We start from the raw sequence: 16,604 nt of genomic DNA, 5'->3' as shown, positions 1-16,604 counted from the left end.
GTGAGCCGCTCCGCCGGCAACCTGGGAACTGGGAAAAATGCGTCACGGACTTGCCGGCCGGAAGCTCGGCGTCACCTCCGCCCACCGGATCGCCATGTTCCGCAACATGGCGACCAGCCTGCTGAAGCACGAGCAGATCACCACCACCCTGCCGAAGGCGAAGGAGCTGCGTCCCTACGTGGAGCGCATCATCACCCTCGGCAAACGCGGCGGCCTGCATGCGCGGCGTCAGGCCTATGCGCAGATCATGGACGAGAAGGTGGTGGACAAGCTCTTCACCACCATCGCCGAGCGCTACAAGGCCCGCAACGGCGGCTATACCCGCGTGCTGAAGGCCGGCATGCGCTATGGTGATGCCGCAACCATGGCGGTGATCGAGCTGGTGGATCGCGACGCCGCGGCGAAGGGCCAGGATAGCGGCCCGAAGCCCGAGGCGGTGGAGGAGGAGCAGGCGGCAGCCTGATCCCCGGCTCCGCCACGGAGCATGGATGAGCGGGACGGGGCGGCGGGGCAACCTGCCGCCCCGTTCGCATATGGGGCCGCCGGCATCAGCCGCGCCGCTGCACCCGGTAGAGCAGCAGCCCCGCGGCGACGATGAGCGCCGCGCCGGCCAGCATCTCGGCGCCCGGCAGGTCGCCCCAGACAAGCCAGCCGAAGAACGCTGCCCAGAGCAGGAAGCTGTACTGGTAAGGCACCACCACGGAGGCCGGCGCCAGCTTCAGCGCCCGGGTCACGCCGACATGGCCGAGCGTCGCCGCCAAGCCGAGCAGCAGCAGCAGGACTAGATCCGTCAGGCCGGGCGCGCGCCAGCCGCTGAAGCCGAGTAGCACCAGGCCGAGGGCGAGCCCGCCGAGCATCTGGAAGGTGGCGAGCAGGGCATCCGGCGTCTCCCGCAGCTGCCGGCTGCACAGCAGGAACAGCGCGTAGAGCAGCGCGCCGCCGAGCGCGACCAGGGAGGGCAGCAGCGGTCCGTTGAAATCGGCACCGAGCGCGATGGCGACGCCCGCGAAGCCGAGCAGCACCAGCGCCCCGCGCCGCGCATCCACCCGCTCGCCGAGCAGCAACGCGGCCAGCCCGGCCACCATGACCGGCGCCGCCATCCAGTAGGTCATGGCATCGGCGAGCGGCATATGGCCGACGGACCAGTAGAAGCAGGCTGACTCACCGGCGCCGAGCGCGACGCGCAGGATCTGCAGGCCTGGCCGCTCCACCCGGAACCGCGCCCGCCGCAGCCGCTGCCAGGCGAGCGGCGAGAGCGCGGTGAGCGCGGCCAGGCTGCGCAGCACCAGCACCTGCCCGACCGCGTAGCTGGCGACCAGCCATTTGCCGAGCACGTCGTTCAGCGAGAAGAGGAGCACCGCGGCGAGCATCAGCAGGATGCCGGCGGCATGGCCGCGCGGCGCAAGGCCGCTATCGAAGGGCATGGGGGATCAATCCAGCCGGATGCCCGCCTCCTTCACCAAGCTCGCCATCTGCGCCCGGCCCTCCGCCACGAAGCGCGCGAAATCCGTCGGCGCGCTGCCGACCGGCACCGCGCCGATCTGCGTCAGGCGCTGTTTCACCCCCTCCTCGGCCAGCGCCGCGACGAGCGCCTGGTGCAGCCCGCCGACGATGGGTGCGGGCAGGCCGTGCGGCCCGAACAGCGCCGCCCATTCGCTGGACTCGAAGCCCGGGAAGCCGCTCTCGGACAGGGTCGGCACCTCGGCTCGGCTCGGGACGCGCGCCGCCGTCGTCACCGCCAGGAAGCGGGCGCGGCCGCTATCGACGATGGGGCCGGCGCTGACCGTGGTGATGAAGACCGCGTCGATCGAGCCGGCGGCCAGGTCGCGCGCCGCCTCCGCCCCGCCGCGATAGGGGGCGTGGATCACCTCGATCCCGGCCCGGCGGCAGAATTGCAGCAGGCCGATATGCCCCGCCGTGGCATTGCCCTGGGTGCCGACGCTGATCGTGCCGGGCTTCTCCTTGGCCAGCGCGACGAACTCCGCGACGCTGCGCGCCGGGAAATCCTGCTTCACCGCCAGCACGCCGGGGAAGCTCACCACCAGCGAGACAGGCGTGAAGCGGGCGTAGTCGAAGGGCAGGTTCCGCATCAGCGCCGGATTCACCAGATGCGAGGAGGCGTCCCAGAGCAGCGTGTAGCCATCCGGGGCGGCCTGGGCGACCGCGCCGCCGCCGACACTGCCGCTGGCACCGGTGCGGTTCTCGACGACGATGCTCTGGCCCAGGCGCTGCGCCATGGCCGGCGTGATGGCCCGTGCCGCGCTGTCGGCGGCGCCGCCCGCGGCGAAGGGGACCACGAGGCGAATCGGCCGGCTCGGCCAGGTCTCCGCAAGGGCCTGCCTCGCCGGGCCGAGGAGCACGGCGCCGGCGGCCGAGAGCAGGCCGCGTCGCGTTGGATGCATTGTGGCGTTCCCTTCTTGGCGGCACGATCCGCCGTCACCTGCCGGCGATATGAGGCCAAGAATGCCGCCATGCTACGACGAATTGCCCCGACCCGATGACGGCTCCGGCCTGCCGCTCGCCTGGGGCGTTTGGGGGCCGGAGGATGAGATCGGCACGCTGAACCGCATCACCGATGCGACGGTCGCCGCGGCGGCCAGCGAGATCCGCAACGGCCGGCGCTTCAACCTGAACCTGCCGCTCGACGAGCCCTTCGGCGCCACGCATCAGGGCAGCCATCGCCGCCGGACCGCGCCGAGCCCGACGCTGATCGCCGACGAGCAGCCGGGCCGGCTGATCCGCGACGACCGGCTGGACAGCTTCTGGCTGCAGGGCAGCACGCAGTGGGATGGGCTGTCCCATTTCGCCGATCCCTACCACGGCTTCTACAACCACGCCCCGCTCAGCGCCGTGGTGCATGGCGCCGAAAGCCGCAACGGCATCGACAAGGCGCTCCGCCACGGCATCGCCGGGCGCGCGGTTCTGGCCGATCTCGCCCGGCATTTCGCCGCCACAGGGCGTGACTGGGGGCCGCTCGGCGGCCGTCGCGCCTCGGCCGAGGACCTCGCCGCCTGCCTCGCCGCCGAGGGCGTGGCCCTGCGGCCGGGCGACATCCTGCTGGTCCGCACCGGTTGGCTCGAGGCCTTCCGCGCCACGCCGGATTTGGATGCGCGCGACCATCTCATCCGCGGCACCAACAAGGGGCAGGATTACAGCGGCCTCTCGGGCGGGGAGGATATGTGGCGCTTCCTTTGGGACCAGGGCGTGGCCGCCACCTGCGCCGACAACCCGACGGTGGAAACCTGGCCCTATTTCCCCTGGAAGCCGACGTTGCACTGGGGAATCGCCCGGCTCGGATTGGTCATCGGCGAGTTCTTCGACTTCGAGGCACTGGCCGCGGACAGCGCCGCCTCCGGCCGTTACACGGGCTTCTTCACGGCCGCGCCGCTGCATCTGCGCGGCGGCATCGGCTCGCCAGGGAATGCGCTGGTGATCCGCTGATGCTGGACGGACGGCTCCCGCCACGTTGCAACCACGGAATTCATTCCGCTTTCGTTTCGTAGAATTGTATTCACAAATGTATGAGGACCATGTTCTCTAGTCTCTCAAGTTCGTGAATTTAGGGAGCGAGCTCCGCCCGTGCCCGATACGCAGATTGACAGCCACGTCGTGCCCGCATCCACCGATTGCCAGACAAACGAAACGACGCCGCAGGGCTCCGCGCTCCTCTTCGGGGATGAGAGGACGCCGCCGCTCTGGCTCTGGCTCGCCATCGAGCGCGAGGAGCTGGTGGCGCTCGAGGCGGCGCTGCTCGACCATCTCCGTTCCCCGCTCTTTCCCTCCCGTATCGGCGAGGGGCCGTTGCAGGCCGGCGACGATGCCGGCTTGCTGGAATTCGCCCTGCGCTTCGGCGCCATCGCCGCCCGCTTCGCCCAGGGCTCCGATCTCGTCCTCGCCGCGACCCGGATCGTGACCGAGCGCGGTGGCCCGCTCTCGCGCCTCGGCGCCATGAGCTGCATCGAGGCGCTGCAGCAACGGCTGCACAGCGAGGCGCGCGGCCTCGGCGCCGCTGCCGCGAATCCCGCGCGGCTACGGCATTTCGTGCTCGCCAGCCGCCTCTCCGCCGATCTTTGGCTGCGCCATGTCCAGGGACCCGATAGCAGCCGGCCGCTGCAGCGCCGCCTGGCGGAGGCGCTGGGCCTGCCGGCCGCCGTGGCGCCGGCGCCCGTCGCGGCCGAGCCGCCCCCGCCCCCACGGCCCAAGCCGTTGCCGAACGCCGTGCGGGTGCTGCAGCCCTTCGAGCCGCCGAACGACCGCGTCGAATGGCTCTCCTACCAGCCGCTGACCGCACCGATGCCGCTGCGGCAGGTGCCGCGCGATGCCGGGCGACGCATCGACCAGCTTGCGGAGCAGGCGCCGGCCTTCGCCGCGCCGCTGAAGGAGATCCGCCGCACCCTCGCTCTCGCCGCGCATGCCGGCCGGCCCTCGCCGCGGGTCCGGCCGATCCTGCTGGTTGGGGCGCCCGGCATCGGGAAGACCTGGTTCGCCCGCCGGCTGGCCCAGGTCCTCGACCTGCCCTTCGCTGGCCTCAACCTCGGCGGTGCGACGGACAATCGCTGCCTGCAGGGCACGGCGCGCGGCTGGTCGGCCGCGACGCCCGCCTGGCCGGTCGCCGAACTCGCCCGGCTGCATGCGCCGAACCCGGTGCTCTTCCTCGACGAGATCGAGAAGGCCGGCGGCCAGCGCGACAGCAACGGCCGGGCGCATGACACGCTGCTCGCCATGATCGAGCCGGAGAGTGCCGCCAACTGGTTCGACGAATGCCTCCGCACCACGGCCGATCTGCGGCATGTGGTCTGGGTGATGGCAGCGAACGAGACGCGCGGCATCCCGGCGCCGCTGCTTTCGCGCCTCTCGGTGCACCATGTGCAGCCGCCGCCCGCCTCTGCCTTCGAAGGCACGCTGGCCGGGCTGCTGGCGGGCATCGCCGCCGATATCGGCTGCCCGGCGCGCGACCTGCCGGCACTTGGCATCGAGGCGCAACGGGCGTTGAAGCGGAGCTTCGCGCAGCACCGCAACCTGCGCCGGCTGCGGGCGCAGATCGAGGAATGCCTCGGCATCGCGGCCGAGGAGGCGCTGCAGGTCGCCCACTGAGCGATCCCCTGGAGCCGTCGGCGCGGCTTCAGGAGGAAGCGTCAGGCGGGGCGCCAGCGCTCCACCCAGCCCTCGTCGAAGCCGAGAACGAGCTCGTCGGCGCAGCCGCGCAGCACCAGATGGTCGTGCAGCACGGCGAGCAGCGTATCGGGCCCGATACGCAGCGGCGGTTCCGCTCCGCGCAGCACATGCGCGACCGGGAAGCGCGCCAGCCAGTCCTCCAGCACCGCCCTGGGGTTGGCGTTGCGGTTGCACTGCAGGGTCCAGGCGTTGAACTCGACGAAGACCAGCGGCCGGAAGCGCGCCAGGGTGGACCGCGCTCCGTCCAGCACCTCCGTCTCGAAACCCTCGACATCGATCTTCACGAAGTTCAGCCGGTCGAGCCCATACTCCGCCACCAGCGAATCGACCGTGCCGATGGGGACCCGGCGCTTCGGCAGCGCCGCGCCGCCGAGCGTGCCAGGATCGAGCAGATGCGCCCCGGCGGAATGGCCGGCATCGTGGAATTCCGCCTCGCCCGCCGCGGCGCCGAGCGCCATCTCGGCGACCGTGACGCGCTCCCCGAGCCCGTTCAGGGCCAAGCTGTGCCGCAGCGCCATGGCCGAGCCTGGTGAGGGCTCAATGGCCAGGATGCGCCCGCGCGGCACCAGCGGCGCCAGCGCCAGCGCCGACAGACCGATATTCGCCCCGATATCGAGCACGGCGCCGTCTGGCGGCAGGACCGCGGCCGCAACGGCTGCCAGCTCGGCCATGCCGGCGACATGGCTCTCGGCGTGCTGGAAGAAGCTGTCCTCGGCCAGGCCGGCAACGCGCCACGCCCTGCCGCCGATGCGCAGCACCCGTTCCTGCAGCCCCTGGTCCATGCTTCTGCCTCTTCCGCAATCGCCGCCGGGATGCCGGGCGACCTGCCATGCCCGCCGTGGAGGGCGCTAGACCATGATCCGCTCACACAGTTCACGGATCACGATCTAGGCCGTTGTTTGATCGCGTGATTCACGCTTTTCGGTGATCCCACCTCAAGCGATCACGCTCTAGATGCGGCCCATCAGCGCCAGGATGATTAGGACCACCACGATCAGCCCGAGCGTGCCAGAGGGGAAGTAGCCCCAGCCGCGGCTATAGGGCCAGGTCGGCAGCGCCCCGAGCAACAGGATGATGAGGATGATCAGCAGCAGCGTCGAACTCATCTCGCGCCTCCCGCGCCGGTCTGGAACGGGCCTGCAACGTGAGCCCGGCGCGCCGGTTTCCGCGAAGCCCGCCGGTTCTCACAGATGCTGCGCGAAGAAGGCCAGCGTGCGCTCCTGCGCCTGCGCCGCATCCTTCGCCACGTAGCTGCCGCGCTCCTCGCAGCCGAAGCCGTGGCCGGCGCCCTGGTAGACGAAGATCTCGACCGGCGGCGCCTTGCCGACCCGCGCCTGGCGGATCGCCTCGACATCGGCGAGCGGGATGGAGGCGTCGGTCTCGCCGAAATGCAGCTGCACCGGGCAGGTTGGCGTCTCGTCCCTGGCCGCGGCGATGCCGCCGCCATACCAGCCGACCGCCGCGTCGAAGGCGCTGGTGCGGGTCGCCCCGTGCCAGGCGACGGTGCCGCCCCAGCAATAGCCGACGATGCCGCGCTTCGCCGCCTTCGGCAGCGCGGCGGCGGCGGCGAGGATGTCGAGCACCGTCTTGCCGGCATCGATGGTGCCGCGCAGGTCGCGCCTGCGGGTCACGTCCTCCGGCCCGTAGCCGAGCTCGACGCCGCGCTGCGTCCGGTCGAACAGCGCCGGGCAGATGACGGCATAGCCCTGCTACGCGAAGTCATCGCAAACGCGGCGCATGTGCCGGTTCACGCCGAAGATCTCCTGCACGACCACCAGGCCGCGCCGCGCATCCTGCGGCCCGGCCACATAGGCCGAGAGGGTATGGCCGTCGGCGGCCGTCAGCTCGATGGTCATGGCGTTCCCCCGCGGGTTGCACCGGGCTATCCTGCGGCCATGGGCGATGTCGTCAACCTGAACCGCGTGCGGAAGGCCCGGGCCAAGGCGGAGGCCGCGACGCAGGCCGCCGCGAACCGGGCCAGGCACGGCCGCGACGCGGCCGAGAAGGAGAATGACCGGCGGGCCGAGGCCCGTCGCCGGGCGCTGCTCGAAGGGGCGCGACGGGACACGCCGGAGACGGGCGCGCCAACGGAGGACACGCCAGCGGAAGACGGGCCGGCCTGAGGGATCGGCGCCGCTGCCGCACCAGCCTTACGGAGATTGCCATGACTGTCCGCATCCTGATCCCGGCGCTGCTGGCGCCGTGCCTGCTCGCCGCCTGCGCGAACGAGACCGTCATCCCCGCGGCGACCGATGCCGACCGGCCCGATCGTCCGGCGCAGGCCAGCGCGCCGCGGCCGCCGGTGACCGAGTTCGACGGCACCTATGCCGGCAAGTTCACGCTGAACCCCGACCGCACCCGCGCCTGCCCGCAGGCCCCGATGGCCGACCGGACCCTCACCGTGAAGCAGGGGCGCGCCACGCTGCTGATGAACCCGCGGACGCAGCACGTGCTGACCGGGACGGTGGGGGAGGCGGGGGACCTGCGCGTGTCGGACAATCTCGACCGCACCATCGCCACCAGCGGCACCTTCACCGATGGCCGCTTCCTCGGCGAGCACCGCAACGGGCTGTGCAGCTACGCCGTGATCATGACCAAGCGCGGCTGAGGCCCGGGCCCGGCGCGGCGCCTCAGCGCGGCCCGGATTGCGATGGCGGCGCCCGGTCTTCGATCCAGCTCGAGAGGCGGCGCAGCAGCACATGCGCGAAGAAGACCAGCAGGGTGAGGCTGAGGGCGAGGCCGGGCTTGAGCAGCCCGGCGGCGGTGCCTACCGCCGCCACCGCCCAGAAGGTCGCGGCTGTCGACAGGCCGCGCACCGTCATGCCGCGGCGCAGGATGACGCCGGCGCCGAGGAAGCCGACGCCGGTGGCGATGGAGCCGAGCGCGGCGCCGGGATTGCTGCCGCCATGGCTCACCGCCACCCGGGCGAAGACGCAGGCCGCCCCGGCGACCAGGGCGCAGGAGCGCAGCCCGCCCGGGTGCCGCCGCCATTCCCGCTCCGCCCCGATGGCCGCGCCGAGGATGAAGGCCAGGAGGACGGCAAGAGAATCTTCCCAGGCATTGGACATGCCGCAGCGAAGCATCCGCCACGCGGCACGCGAAGCCGTCCCGGCAACGATCCCTTCCTCGTGATGGCTGCAGCCCGGGCTCAGCCCTCGAGCGCCCGATCCTCGGGGGAGGGATTCGGCGGTCGCCTGCGACGGATCAGCCGCTGCACCGGCCGCAGCAGCAGGTTGATCAGCAGGACGAGAATGGTGAGCCAGATGGCGCCGACCGTCTCCTGCGCGCCGGCCTGGGCGCCAATGGCGGCGACGCACCAGATGGTCGCGGCGGTCGAAAGGCCGCGGATGCTTGCCCCCTCCCGCATGATGGCGCCCGCCCCGAGGAAGCCTACGCCGGTCGCCACCGCGCCGAAGCCGGCGCCGAGATTGGAGGGATCGACGCGCGTCGTCATCAGGTCGGCGAAGGCCGCCGCGGCGACGCAGATCAGCACGCAGGGTCGCAGGCCAGCGGCATTGCTCTGCCGCCATTCGCGCTCGGCGCCGACCAGGGCGCCGAGCACGAAGGCGAGGGGCAGGCCGGCGATGGTGGTGTCGCCGAGGATCGAGCGGAGCAGCCCTTCCATGATGCCCGGCCCGGCGGTTCAGACGTTGAAGCGGAAGAGCAGGATGTCGCCGTCGCGGACGACGTAGTCCTTGCCCTCGACGCGCATCTTCCCGGCTTCCTTGGCGCCCTGCTCGCCGCCGAGGGCGACGTAGTCGTCATAGGCGATGCATTCGCAGGCGATGAAGCCGCGCTCGAAGTCGCCATGGATGACGCCGGCCGCCTGCGGCGCCCTGGTGCCGCGGGTGATGGTCCAGGCGCGCGCCTCCTTGGGGCCCACGGTGAAGTAGGTCTGCAGGCCGAGCAGCGCGTAGCCGGCGCGGATCACCCGGTCGAGGCCGCTATCCTCGAGGCCGAGGCTCGCCAGGAATTCGCCGCGATCGGCCTGTGGCATCTGGCTGATCTCGGCCTCGATGGCCGCCGAGACGACGACCGCGCGGTTGCCCTCGCGCTCGGCCATCTCGAAGACCCGCGCCGAATGCGCGTTGCCGGTCGCGGCCGAGCTTTCCTCGACGTTGCAGACATAGAGCACCGGCTTGGTGGTCAGCAGCTGCAGCCGCGCCGCCGCCGCCTCCTCACCCTTCGGCACCGCTGTCCGGGCGGGCCGGCCCTCCTGGAGCGCCTTGACGATCGGCTCGATCAGGGCGAGCTGCTGCTGGCTCTCCTTGTCGCCGCCGCGGGCCCGCTTGCCGAGGCCGATGGCGCGCTTCTCCAGTCCCTCGAGATCGGCGAGCATGAGCTCGGTCTCGACCGTCTCGGCATCGCGCACCGGATCCACGCTGCCCTCGACATGCGTGACGTCGCCATCCTCGAAGCAGCGCAGCACGTGCACAATGGCGTCGACCTCGCGGATATTGGCCAGGAACTGGTTGCCCAGCCCCTCGCCCTTGCTGGCGCCGCGGACGAGGCCGGCGATGTCGACGAACTCCAGGCTGGTCGGGACGGTCTTCTGGCTCTTGCCGATGCGCGCGAGCGTGTCGAGCCGCGGATCGGGCACGCCGACGCGGCCGATATTGGGCTCGATGGTGCAGAAGGGGTAATTCGCTGCCTGCGCCGCCGCGGTCTCGGTCAACGCGTTGAACAGAGTGGATTTTCCCACATTCGGCAAGCCGACGATGCCGCAGTTGAAGCCCAATGCAACCTCCTGAGCTGGAGCGGATCGCGGCAGGGCAGGGGCCCGGCGCCGTGACGCGCCTCTCCGAATCGATAATGTGAAGCGGTTTGGCCCTGCACGGCCGGGGTGACAACGCCCCAGTGATGTCGGGCGCCGATTTCGTGTCGGGCGGCCGCGGCCCGCGCCCGTCCCTGCATGGCGGCGCCAAGCGGGCCACGGTCGCCACCGCATGCCGTCCGCGTCGGGCGAGCCCGCCCGTCCACAGTTTGTAACGCTTAGCGGCTTCCCGACAGCGAGGCGGCGAGCGCGGCGGCGATGCTGGCTGCGGCGATGCGGGCCGCGCCATCATCCGTCGCCGGCGCCAGCGCCGCCGCGCGCAGCGAGGGCACGAGCGCCTCCGCCATCACGCCGGCCCGCCGCGCCGAGGTGGCGATCCGCTCGGCCAGTGCCCTGGTCTCGCCGCCTGGTCCGATCACCTCCGCCGCCTCGAGCAGCAGGGCCGCCCGGATCGCCGCATCGCCCGAGGCCGCCATGGCGCCGCGCTGGCGGCGGATATCGGAAAGCGGCCCGCCCGTTGGGTCGCCCGGCACCACCGCCGCCGCGTTGCGCAGCGACGCGGCGGCAGCCGCCAGGGCACCGGCCTCGCGCACCAGGGCGGCGGCGAGCAGCGCGGCGCCATTGGCGAAATCCTCCGGCCCCGGGCCGCCCATGCCGGCGGCGAAGTCGGCAACCTCCTCCGGTTCCATCACCGCGTCTCCTGCGTGAGGAAGGCGACCCTGGTCATGAACTCCTCCGGCTTGCCCTCGGCGAGCAGCGGCGCGGCCTCCGCGACCGCATCGAGCAGCGGCGCCACCCAATCATCGGCCTTGGCGAAATTGCCGAGCACGTGGCCGGTCACGCGGTCCTTGTGGCCGGGATGCCCGATGCCGAGCCGGACCCGCCAGAAGTCGGGCGTGCCCAGCGCCCGCTGGATGTCGCGCAGCCCATTATGGCCGGCCGCGCCGCCGCCCCGCTTCACCCGGACCTTGCCGGGGGCGAGGTCGAGCTCGTCATGGAAGGCCCAGATACCGTCGGGTGCGATCTTGTGGAAGGCGGCGGCCGGCTGCACCGCTTCGCCCGAGCCGTTCATATAGGTGAGCGGCTTGAGGGCGAGGATCTTCTGCCGCCCGACCAGACCCTCGGCGATCATCCCCTTGAAGCGCTGCCGCCAGGGGGAGAAGGCATGGCGGCGGGCGATCGCGTCCAGCGCCATGAAGCCGATATTGTGACGGTGCCGTGCCTGGGAGGGCTCGGGATTGCCCAACCCCACCCAGAGCATCATGGCCCGGCCCGCCTGCTTACTTCTTCTTGCCCTTGGCGGGCGCCGCCGGGGCCGGGGCCGGCTCAGCCGGCGCCACCACGTCCTCGGCCACCGTCGGCGGGGCGATGGTGGCGACGACGAAGTCACGGTCGATCACCGAGCGGGTGCCGAAGCGGTCCTTCACCGCCGACCAGCGGAGGGAATCGCCGATCGTCGCCGCGCCGAGGTCGATCTCGAAGGCCTCCGGCACCGCATCCGGATCGGCCAGCACCTCGATCTCGCGGCGGACGATGTTCAGCACGCCGCCCTCCTTGATGCCGGGGCAGCTCTCCTCGTTGAGGAAGGTCACCGGCACGCGGACGCGGATGCGGGCACCCGGCGCGACGCGCTGGAAATCGACATGCAGCGGCCGGTCGGTCACCGGGTGGAACTGCACGTCGCGCATCAGCGTGCGGACCGTGTCGCCCCCCTTCACCGCCACCTCGTAGAGGTGGCCCTGCCAGCCGCCCTTGTGCAGCTCCTTCATCACGTCGCGCGGGTCGAGCGCGACCAGCGTCGCCTCCTGCTTCGCGCCATAGATGACTGCGGGGACAAGCCCCTCACGCCGGGTCGCACGCGCCGCCCCCTTACCGGCCCGCTCGCGCGCCTCGGCCTCGATCCGGATTGTTTGGACCATGGTCGAACTCCGCTTGCTCGGGAAGAATGGCCATCCCGAGGCGCCAGGGCCCGGACATGGCTGCGCCGGCCTCCAGGGGTGCCGGCGCAGCGGCGGCATTAGCGGATCATGGAGGGGAGGGCAATGGAAAGCCGGAAGGAAGGGCCACGCGTGTGCCTGGCGCTGGCGAACCGCCACCTGCCGCCCGCGTTGCCGCCGGCGATGCCGCACTCCGCCTTGCTCCCCCGGCCGCCCGTCCTGGCGCTGCTGGCCCTCCTGCTTCTCCTGCCAGGCTGCCAGGCGCTGCTGACGGAGACCACCTCAACGGTGGCCGGCATCCTCGGCGCCAGCGTCGCCAGCGGTGTCGGCGCCGACCCGGCGGTGACGACCGGCATCGGCCTCGGGGTGCAGGCGCTCGGCCGCGCCGGGTTGCAATACGCCCAGCGGCGCACCCACCGGGCCGAGCAGGACCGTATCGCCGCCGCCGCCGGGCCGCTGCCGGTTGGCGGCACGGCCTCCTGGAAGACCAACCACACCGTTCCGGTCGAACCGAACGAGCAGGGCCAGGTGGCGGTCAGCCGGGTGATCAGCACCGGCCCGCTGGACTGCAAGGAGATCGTCTTCTCGGTCGAGGAGGGCAGCGGCAAGGACCTGACCAAGGCCTTCTACCTCGCCGCGATCTGCCGCGACGGCGAGCGCTGGAAATGGGCCACGGCCGAGCCGGCCACCGAGCGCTGGGGCTCGCTGCAATGAGGTTGCCGGCCGTGCTGCTCGCCGCCTCGCTGCTCGGCGGCTGCAGCTCCTTCGGCGATATCGTGGGCGCGGCGACCGGCACGGCCGCGGCGGCCGGCTCGGGCAATCCCGCGCTCGGCGTGGCCGTCGGCGTCGGCGCCAATGCCGTGGCCAATTGGGGCTGGCGCCGCCTCACCCGCCGCTGGCACACCTCGGAGCAGGAGGCGATCGCGCTCGCGGCCGGCGAGGCGCCGATCGGCGAGGCGCGGCCCTGGCAGGTCCGCCACAGCCTGCCGATCGGCAACGAGCAGGGCGAGGTCCGGGTGCTGCGAGTGATCGAGACGCCGCTCGCCACCTGCCGCGAAATCCTTTTCTCGGTGGATGAGGGCGAGGGCGCGAAGCTGACCCGCGAGTGGTACGTCACCAGCCTCTGCCGCCAGGAGACGGGCTGGCGCTGGGCGGCGGCGGAGCCGGCGGTGGAGCGCTGGGGCAGCCTGCAATAGGTCATCCCAGGGAAAGGACCGGGGCAGGCCGCGGCGCCGCGGGACGACTCGCCGCGGTGGGCGGGCCAGGCGGCGCCGGCGCTGGCGTCTCGCCCGGATGGCCGATGCGCATGGCGGCTGATCGCGCCAGGATGACGGCCGGCTCCGGGCAGGGGCCACCCTGCAACATCCGCCCAGGCGATGCCCTTCGTCCTGCCCTCATCGCGGCCGTGCCCGGGAGGCCCGCATGCTGGTCTTCGAGATCGTCATCGCCCTGTTGCTGGCGGGGGCGCTGCTCAGCCTCGCGGCACGGCGGCTGCAGATCCCCTATCCGGCGCTGATGGCGCTGGCCGGCACCCTCGGCGCGGTGGTGCCGGGGTTGCCGGAGGTGACGCTCGATCCCGAGCTGGCGCTCGCCCTGTTCGTCGCGCCCGTGCTGCTCGACGCCGCCTATGATGCCTCGCCGCGCGACCTGAAGGACAACTGGCTGCCGGTCGCAGGGCTGGTGGTGGTCTGCGTCCTCTGCACCGCCTTTGCCGTCGCCGCCATGGCGCGCTGGATCGAGCCGGGGATGCCCTGGGCGGCGGCGATCGCGCTCGGCGCCATCGTCGCGCCGCCCGACGCCTCGGCCGCGACGGCGGTGCTGCGCCAGCTCCGCCCGCCGCACCGGGTGCTGGTGATCCTGGAGGGGGAGAGCCTGCTGAACGATGCCTCCGCCCTGCTGATCTATCGCGTCGCGGTGGGGGCCGCGGTGACCGGCGCCTTCAGCGGCGCGGCGCTGCTCCCGACCCTGCTGCTGACCTGCGGCGGCGGCGCCGCGCTCGGGGCCGCCTGGGCCTGGCTTTATATCCGCCTGGCCGTCTTCATCGAGGAGACGGCGATCTCCATCCTGCTGCAATTCCTCGGCGTCTTCGCGCTGTGGGTGCTCGCCGAGCGGCTCGGCGTCTCGCCCATCATCGCCATGGTGGCGAACGCCATCGCCATCGCGCGCTGGGCGCCGCTGCACTCGGATGCACGGCACCGCATCGCCTCCTACGCCGTATGGGATGTCGCCGTCCTCGCGCTCAACATGCTGGCCTTCATCCTGATCGGGCTGCAGCTCCGCGGCATCCTGCACCGGCTGGACGGCGGCACTTGGCGCGACCTCGGCTTCGCCGCGGCGGCCTGCGCCACGGTGATCCTCGTCCGCGTCTTCTGGGTGATGGGCTACAACATCGTGATCCGCTGGAAAATCCGGCATTTCGGCATGGCGATGCCGCGGCCGCCGCGCCCACTGCAGGCGCCGAGCTGGCAGGGTGGCGTCATCATCTCCTGGTGCGGCATGCGCGGCATCGTCACCCTCGCCGCCGCGCTGGCCCTGCCGGAACCCTTCCCCTATCGCGACCTGATCCTGCTGACCGCCTTCGCCGTCACCCTGGTGACGCTGGTGGCGCAGGGCATGACGCTGCGCTGGCTGATGGAGCGGCTCTGCCTGCCGGATGACGGGGCGGTCGAGCGGGAGGTGGAGCTGGCCCGGCGGGAGACCGCCGAGGCGGCGCTCGCCGTGCTGACCCAGGCGCCGGCGGATGCGGCCACGACGCTGCTGCGCGAGGAATACACCGCGCGGCTGCGCCCCGCGGATGGCAGCGGCGAGGCGCTCTGGCAGCGGCAGCGCGAGGCCGTTGTGGCGCAGCGCCGGCGCCTGGCGGCGCTGCGCTCGGCCGGCGCGATCGGCGACGACGCCTTCCACGTCATCGAGGAGGAGATCGACCTTCTCGAGCTCTCGGCCGATCCCCGCGTCAAGGCGCTGCGGGCCGAGTAGAACGGCCCGCGACCGGGCCGCTCAGATCCGCCGCACCGGCATCGACCATGCCAGCACGGCGCCGCAGGCGGTGAAGCCGGCGACGGTGAGGAAGGCGTTGCTGAAGGCGCGGGCGATATCCGCCTGCAGCTGCGCCCGCGTCGCCGCCGGGATGGCCGCGAGAGCCTCCGACCCGTGCCGGATGAAGTCGACGAAGAACTCCGCCGAGCCGCTGCCCTGCAGGGCCAGCGTGGCGAAGAGCACCGTGCCGACCAGCGCCGTGCCGAGCGCCGCCCCGACCGAGCGGGAGAACTGCACCGACCCGGCCGCGGCGCCGAGCATGCGCGGCCCGGCGGCGTTCTGCACCATCACCTGCACGACGCCCATGACGGTGCCCATGCCGAGCGCGTTCAGCCCGAAGCCGAAGGCGACCGCGCGGGTGCTGAGATGCGGCGCCCAGAGGCCGAGGCCGACCAGCGTCGCGGTGGCGAGGCAGAGGCCGAGGGAGGGGAAGATTGCTGTCCTGCCGCTGCGGCTGACGAGCTGGCCGGTGACCAGGGAGCCGAAGCCGATGGCGATGGTGAGCGGCAGCAGCAGCAGCCCGGTCTCGGCCGCCGAGGTGCCGCGCACGACATGCAGGTACATCGGCAGGAAGGTGAAGAGCGAGACCAGCGCCGCGCCGTGGCAGGCCGCCATGGCATCGGCGCGCCAGATCGGCCCCTGGCGCAGCAGCGCGATCGGCAGCAGCGGGGCGCTCGCCCGCTTCTCCTGCCGCAGCAGCAGGACCAGGGCGGTGAGGGAGAGGGTGGCGAGGCCGAGCGCGACGAGGAGGGAGCGCAGGTCGAAGCGCTGCACCTCCTCGAGGGCGAGCAGCATCGGCGCGATGAAGAGCACGAAGAGGGCGAGGCCGAGACGGTCGAAGCGCGCCCGGCCGCCGCTGCCGCCGCGCCGCGGCAGGCGCAGCAGCAGCAGCGCCGCCAGCAGGCCGATCGGCAGGTTCACCAGGAAGACCGAGCGCCAGCCGAAATGCTGCGTCAGGAAGCCGCCCGCCACCGGCCCGAAGGTGCTGGAGCAAACCATCACCCCGGCCAGATAGCCCTGGTAGCGGCCGCGATCCCGCGGCGGCACCGCCTCGCCGACCAGCGCCTGGGAGAGGGTCATCAACCCGCCGCCGCCCAGCCCCTGCAGCATCCGGGAGGCCGCCAGCATCTCGACGCTGGTCGCCATGGCGCAGAGCGCGGAGGCCAGGAGGAAGATGCCGAGCGCCACGAACATCAGGCGCGGCCGGCCGAAGGCGTCGCCGAGCCGGCCATAGACCGGGGCGGCGATGGTATTGGCCACCAGATAGGCGACGACGATCCAGGACAGCCGCTCCACCTGGCCGAGCGCGCTGCCGATCGCCGGCAGGGCGGTGGAGATGATCGTCTGGTCGACGATCGCCAGGAACATCGGCAGGACGATCGAGGGGAAGAGGGTGAAGAAGGGCGAGCGCTGCCGCTCCGGCGGGGGGGCTTCGCGCGCCGGGGGCGTCGTGGCCGCGGATGCAGGCGTGGCGGGACCGGCCGGGCTCTCCTTCAGGACGAGGCTAGGCGGGAGGTCATTGGCGGGCATGGGGGTAATTCCAGTCTTCGGCCATCCAAGGCGACAATATGGGCGGACAGTCCCGGACGGCCGCCCGACCGCGCCGCGACGATGGCGGCGGAATCCGCATCCGGCCAGCCCGCGCGGCGCCGCGCCGCAAAACGCGCACTGCATTGCGGCAG

Annotated in this window: 19 protein-coding genes and 1 pseudogene; 8 read left to right on the top strand and 12 right to left on the bottom strand. The window is 72.2% G+C overall.

Going from position 1 to position 16,604, the window contains the following annotated elements; translation table 11 throughout:
- Positions 1-37 precede the first annotated feature (37 nt).
- The gene (rplQ, locus tag HJG45_RS15930) at positions 38-463 is read left to right on the top strand and encodes a 50S ribosomal protein L17 (protein ID WP_171613085.1); all 426 of its coding nucleotides are present in this window, start codon (positions 38-40) and stop codon (positions 461-463) included.
- Between the two features lie 85 nt (positions 464-548).
- Here the strand turns inward: rplQ and HJG45_RS15925 are convergent, their stop codons facing one another.
- Both HJG45_RS15925 and HJG45_RS15920 read right to left on the bottom strand, forming a co-directional pair.
- On the bottom strand, positions 549-1,424 hold the full coding sequence (locus HJG45_RS15925) for a DMT family transporter (protein WP_171613084.1): 876 nt from the start codon (positions 1,422-1,424) through the stop codon (positions 549-551).
- Between the two features lie 6 nt (positions 1,425-1,430).
- The gene (locus HJG45_RS15920; protein ID WP_171613083.1) at positions 1,431-2,402 is read right to left on the bottom strand and encodes a tripartite tricarboxylate transporter substrate binding protein; all 972 of its coding nucleotides are present in this window, start codon (positions 2,400-2,402) and stop codon (positions 1,431-1,433) included.
- A gap of 61 nt (positions 2,403-2,463) precedes the next feature.
- Between HJG45_RS15920 and HJG45_RS15915 the strand changes: the two genes are divergently transcribed.
- A complete protein-coding gene (locus tag HJG45_RS15915) occupies positions 2,464-3,441 on the top strand; it encodes a cyclase family protein (RefSeq protein WP_171613082.1) in 978 nt (325 codons plus the stop codon).
- Positions 3,442-3,579: 138 nt separating this feature from the next.
- Positions 3,580-5,094: an AAA family ATPase gene (locus tag HJG45_RS29460; RefSeq protein WP_171613081.1), complete on the top strand. Its 1,515-nt coding sequence runs from the start codon at positions 3,580-3,582 to the stop codon at positions 5,092-5,094.
- A gap of 41 nt (positions 5,095-5,135) precedes the next feature.
- Here HJG45_RS29460 and HJG45_RS15905 read toward each other — a convergent pair whose 3' ends face one another.
- From HJG45_RS15905 to HJG45_RS15895, 3 genes and pseudogenes are all read right to left on the bottom strand, one after another.
- Positions 5,136-5,957 (bottom strand): FkbM family methyltransferase, encoded by an 822-nt coding sequence (locus tag HJG45_RS15905; protein ID WP_171613080.1) that lies wholly within the window; start codon positions 5,955-5,957, stop codon positions 5,136-5,138.
- Between the two features lie 168 nt (positions 5,958-6,125).
- Complete coding sequence (locus HJG45_RS15900) at positions 6,126-6,281, bottom strand: DUF3309 domain-containing protein (RefSeq protein WP_171613079.1); 156 nt, start codon at positions 6,279-6,281, stop codon at positions 6,126-6,128.
- Positions 6,282-6,359: 78 nt separating this feature from the next.
- Positions 6,360-7,031, bottom strand: a pseudogene (locus tag HJG45_RS15895) (dienelactone hydrolase family protein).
- Between the two features lie 39 nt (positions 7,032-7,070).
- On the opposite strand from HJG45_RS15895, the gene HJG45_RS15890 reads away from it, so the two are divergent.
- On the top strand, positions 7,071-7,298 hold the full coding sequence (locus HJG45_RS15890) for a DUF4169 family protein (RefSeq protein ID WP_171613078.1): 228 nt from the start codon (positions 7,071-7,073) through the stop codon (positions 7,296-7,298).
- Between the two features lie 41 nt (positions 7,299-7,339).
- On the top strand, positions 7,340-7,783 hold the full coding sequence (locus tag HJG45_RS15885) for a hypothetical protein (protein WP_171613077.1): 444 nt from the start codon (positions 7,340-7,342) through the stop codon (positions 7,781-7,783).
- 22 nt (positions 7,784-7,805) lie between these two features.
- Here HJG45_RS15885 and HJG45_RS15880 read toward each other — a convergent pair whose 3' ends face one another.
- The 6 genes from HJG45_RS15880 to HJG45_RS15855 all read right to left on the bottom strand — a co-directional run bounded on the left by HJG45_RS15880 (position 7,806) and on the right by HJG45_RS15855 (position 11,868).
- Positions 7,806-8,243: an MgtC/SapB family protein gene (locus tag HJG45_RS15880; RefSeq protein WP_171613076.1), complete on the bottom strand. Its 438-nt coding sequence runs from the start codon at positions 8,241-8,243 to the stop codon at positions 7,806-7,808.
- Positions 8,244-8,323: 80 nt separating this feature from the next.
- Positions 8,324-8,800, bottom strand: a complete 477-nt coding sequence (locus HJG45_RS15875; protein WP_171613075.1) for an MgtC/SapB family protein — start codon at positions 8,798-8,800, stop codon at positions 8,324-8,326.
- Positions 8,801-8,818: 18 nt separating this feature from the next.
- Complete coding sequence (gene ychF, locus HJG45_RS15870; protein ID WP_171613074.1) at positions 8,819-9,913, bottom strand: redox-regulated ATPase YchF; 1,095 nt, start codon at positions 9,911-9,913, stop codon at positions 8,819-8,821.
- A gap of 254 nt (positions 9,914-10,167) precedes the next feature.
- Positions 10,168-10,638 (bottom strand): hypothetical protein, encoded by a 471-nt coding sequence (locus HJG45_RS15865; protein WP_171613073.1) that lies wholly within the window; start codon positions 10,636-10,638, stop codon positions 10,168-10,170.
- Complete coding sequence (gene pth, locus HJG45_RS15860) at positions 10,638-11,213, bottom strand: aminoacyl-tRNA hydrolase (RefSeq protein ID WP_171613072.1); 576 nt, start codon at positions 11,211-11,213, stop codon at positions 10,638-10,640. Before pth ends, HJG45_RS15865 begins: the two co-directional genes overlap by 1 nt.
- A gap of 16 nt (positions 11,214-11,229) precedes the next feature.
- Positions 11,230-11,868 (bottom strand): 50S ribosomal protein L25/general stress protein Ctc, encoded by a 639-nt coding sequence (locus HJG45_RS15855; protein ID WP_171613071.1) that lies wholly within the window; start codon positions 11,866-11,868, stop codon positions 11,230-11,232.
- 150 nt (positions 11,869-12,018) lie between these two features.
- Between HJG45_RS15855 and HJG45_RS15850 the strand changes: the two genes are divergently transcribed.
- The 3 genes from HJG45_RS15850 to HJG45_RS15840 all read left to right on the top strand — a co-directional run bounded on the left by HJG45_RS15850 (position 12,019) and on the right by HJG45_RS15840 (position 14,862).
- A complete protein-coding gene (locus HJG45_RS15850; RefSeq protein ID WP_368040610.1) occupies positions 12,019-12,600 on the top strand; it encodes a hypothetical protein in 582 nt (193 codons plus the stop codon).
- Positions 12,597-13,082 (top strand): hypothetical protein, encoded by a 486-nt coding sequence (locus tag HJG45_RS15845; RefSeq protein ID WP_217362940.1) that lies wholly within the window; start codon positions 12,597-12,599, stop codon positions 13,080-13,082. Before HJG45_RS15850 ends, HJG45_RS15845 begins: the two co-directional genes overlap by 4 nt.
- Before the next feature lie 226 nt (positions 13,083-13,308).
- A complete protein-coding gene (locus tag HJG45_RS15840; RefSeq protein WP_171613069.1) occupies positions 13,309-14,862 on the top strand; it encodes a sodium:proton antiporter in 1,554 nt (517 codons plus the stop codon).
- Positions 14,863-14,883: 21 nt separating this feature from the next.
- On the opposite strand, the gene HJG45_RS15835 is transcribed toward HJG45_RS15840, so the two are convergent.
- Positions 14,884-16,452 (bottom strand): MFS transporter, encoded by a 1,569-nt coding sequence (locus HJG45_RS15835; RefSeq protein ID WP_171613068.1) that lies wholly within the window; start codon positions 16,450-16,452, stop codon positions 14,884-14,886.
- Positions 16,453-16,604 lie beyond the last annotated feature (152 nt).

The organism is Roseicella sp. DB1501, from assembly GCF_013112485.1.
Lineage (GTDB): Bacteria > Pseudomonadota > Alphaproteobacteria > Acetobacterales > Acetobacteraceae > Paracraurococcus.
The sequence above is the reverse complement of the archived record's forward strand: the minus strand, read 5'-3'. Positions and strand labels throughout refer to the sequence as shown.

What these genes read in the sequence shown, in the direction of transcription:
- HJG45_RS15925 (WP_171613084.1), bottom strand. Translation starts at nt 1,424, where the DNA reads ATGCCCTTCGATAGCGGCCTTGCGCCGCGCGGCCATGCCGCCGGCATC.
- HJG45_RS15905 (WP_171613080.1), bottom strand. Translation starts at nt 5,957, where the DNA reads ATGGACCAGGGGCTGCAGGAACGGGTGCTGCGCATCGGCGGCAGGGCG.
- HJG45_RS15835 (WP_171613068.1), bottom strand. Translation starts at nt 16,452, where the DNA reads ATGCCCGCCAATGACCTCCCGCCTAGCCTCGTCCTGAAGGAGAGCCCG.
- HJG45_RS15875 (WP_171613075.1), bottom strand. Translation starts at nt 8,800, where the DNA reads ATGGAAGGGCTGCTCCGCTCGATCCTCGGCGACACCACCATCGCCGGC.
- rplQ (WP_171613085.1), top strand. Translation starts at nt 38, where the DNA reads ATGCGTCACGGACTTGCCGGCCGGAAGCTCGGCGTCACCTCCGCCCAC.
- HJG45_RS15915 (WP_171613082.1), top strand. Translation starts at nt 2,464, where the DNA reads ATGCCGCCATGCTACGACGAATTGCCCCGACCCGATGACGGCTCCGGC.
- HJG45_RS15880 (WP_171613076.1), bottom strand. Translation starts at nt 8,243, where the DNA reads ATGTCCAATGCCTGGGAAGATTCTCTTGCCGTCCTCCTGGCCTTCATC.
- HJG45_RS15900 (WP_171613079.1), bottom strand. Translation starts at nt 6,281, where the DNA reads ATGAGTTCGACGCTGCTGCTGATCATCCTCATCATCCTGTTGCTCGGG.
- pth (WP_171613072.1), bottom strand. Translation starts at nt 11,213, where the DNA reads ATGATGCTCTGGGTGGGGTTGGGCAATCCCGAGCCCTCCCAGGCACGG.
- HJG45_RS15840 (WP_171613069.1), top strand. Translation starts at nt 13,309, where the DNA reads ATGCTGGTCTTCGAGATCGTCATCGCCCTGTTGCTGGCGGGGGCGCTG.
- HJG45_RS15920 (WP_171613083.1), bottom strand. Translation starts at nt 2,402, where the DNA reads ATGCATCCAACGCGACGCGGCCTGCTCTCGGCCGCCGGCGCCGTGCTC.
- HJG45_RS15890 (WP_171613078.1), top strand. Translation starts at nt 7,071, where the DNA reads ATGGGCGATGTCGTCAACCTGAACCGCGTGCGGAAGGCCCGGGCCAAG.
- HJG45_RS15865 (WP_171613073.1), bottom strand. Translation starts at nt 10,638, where the DNA reads ATGGAACCGGAGGAGGTTGCCGACTTCGCCGCCGGCATGGGCGGCCCG.
- HJG45_RS15855 (WP_171613071.1), bottom strand. Translation starts at nt 11,868, where the DNA reads ATGGTCCAAACAATCCGGATCGAGGCCGAGGCGCGCGAGCGGGCCGGT.
- HJG45_RS15885 (WP_171613077.1), top strand. Translation starts at nt 7,340, where the DNA reads ATGACTGTCCGCATCCTGATCCCGGCGCTGCTGGCGCCGTGCCTGCTC.
- HJG45_RS15845 (WP_217362940.1), top strand. Translation starts at nt 12,597, where the DNA reads ATGAGGTTGCCGGCCGTGCTGCTCGCCGCCTCGCTGCTCGGCGGCTGC.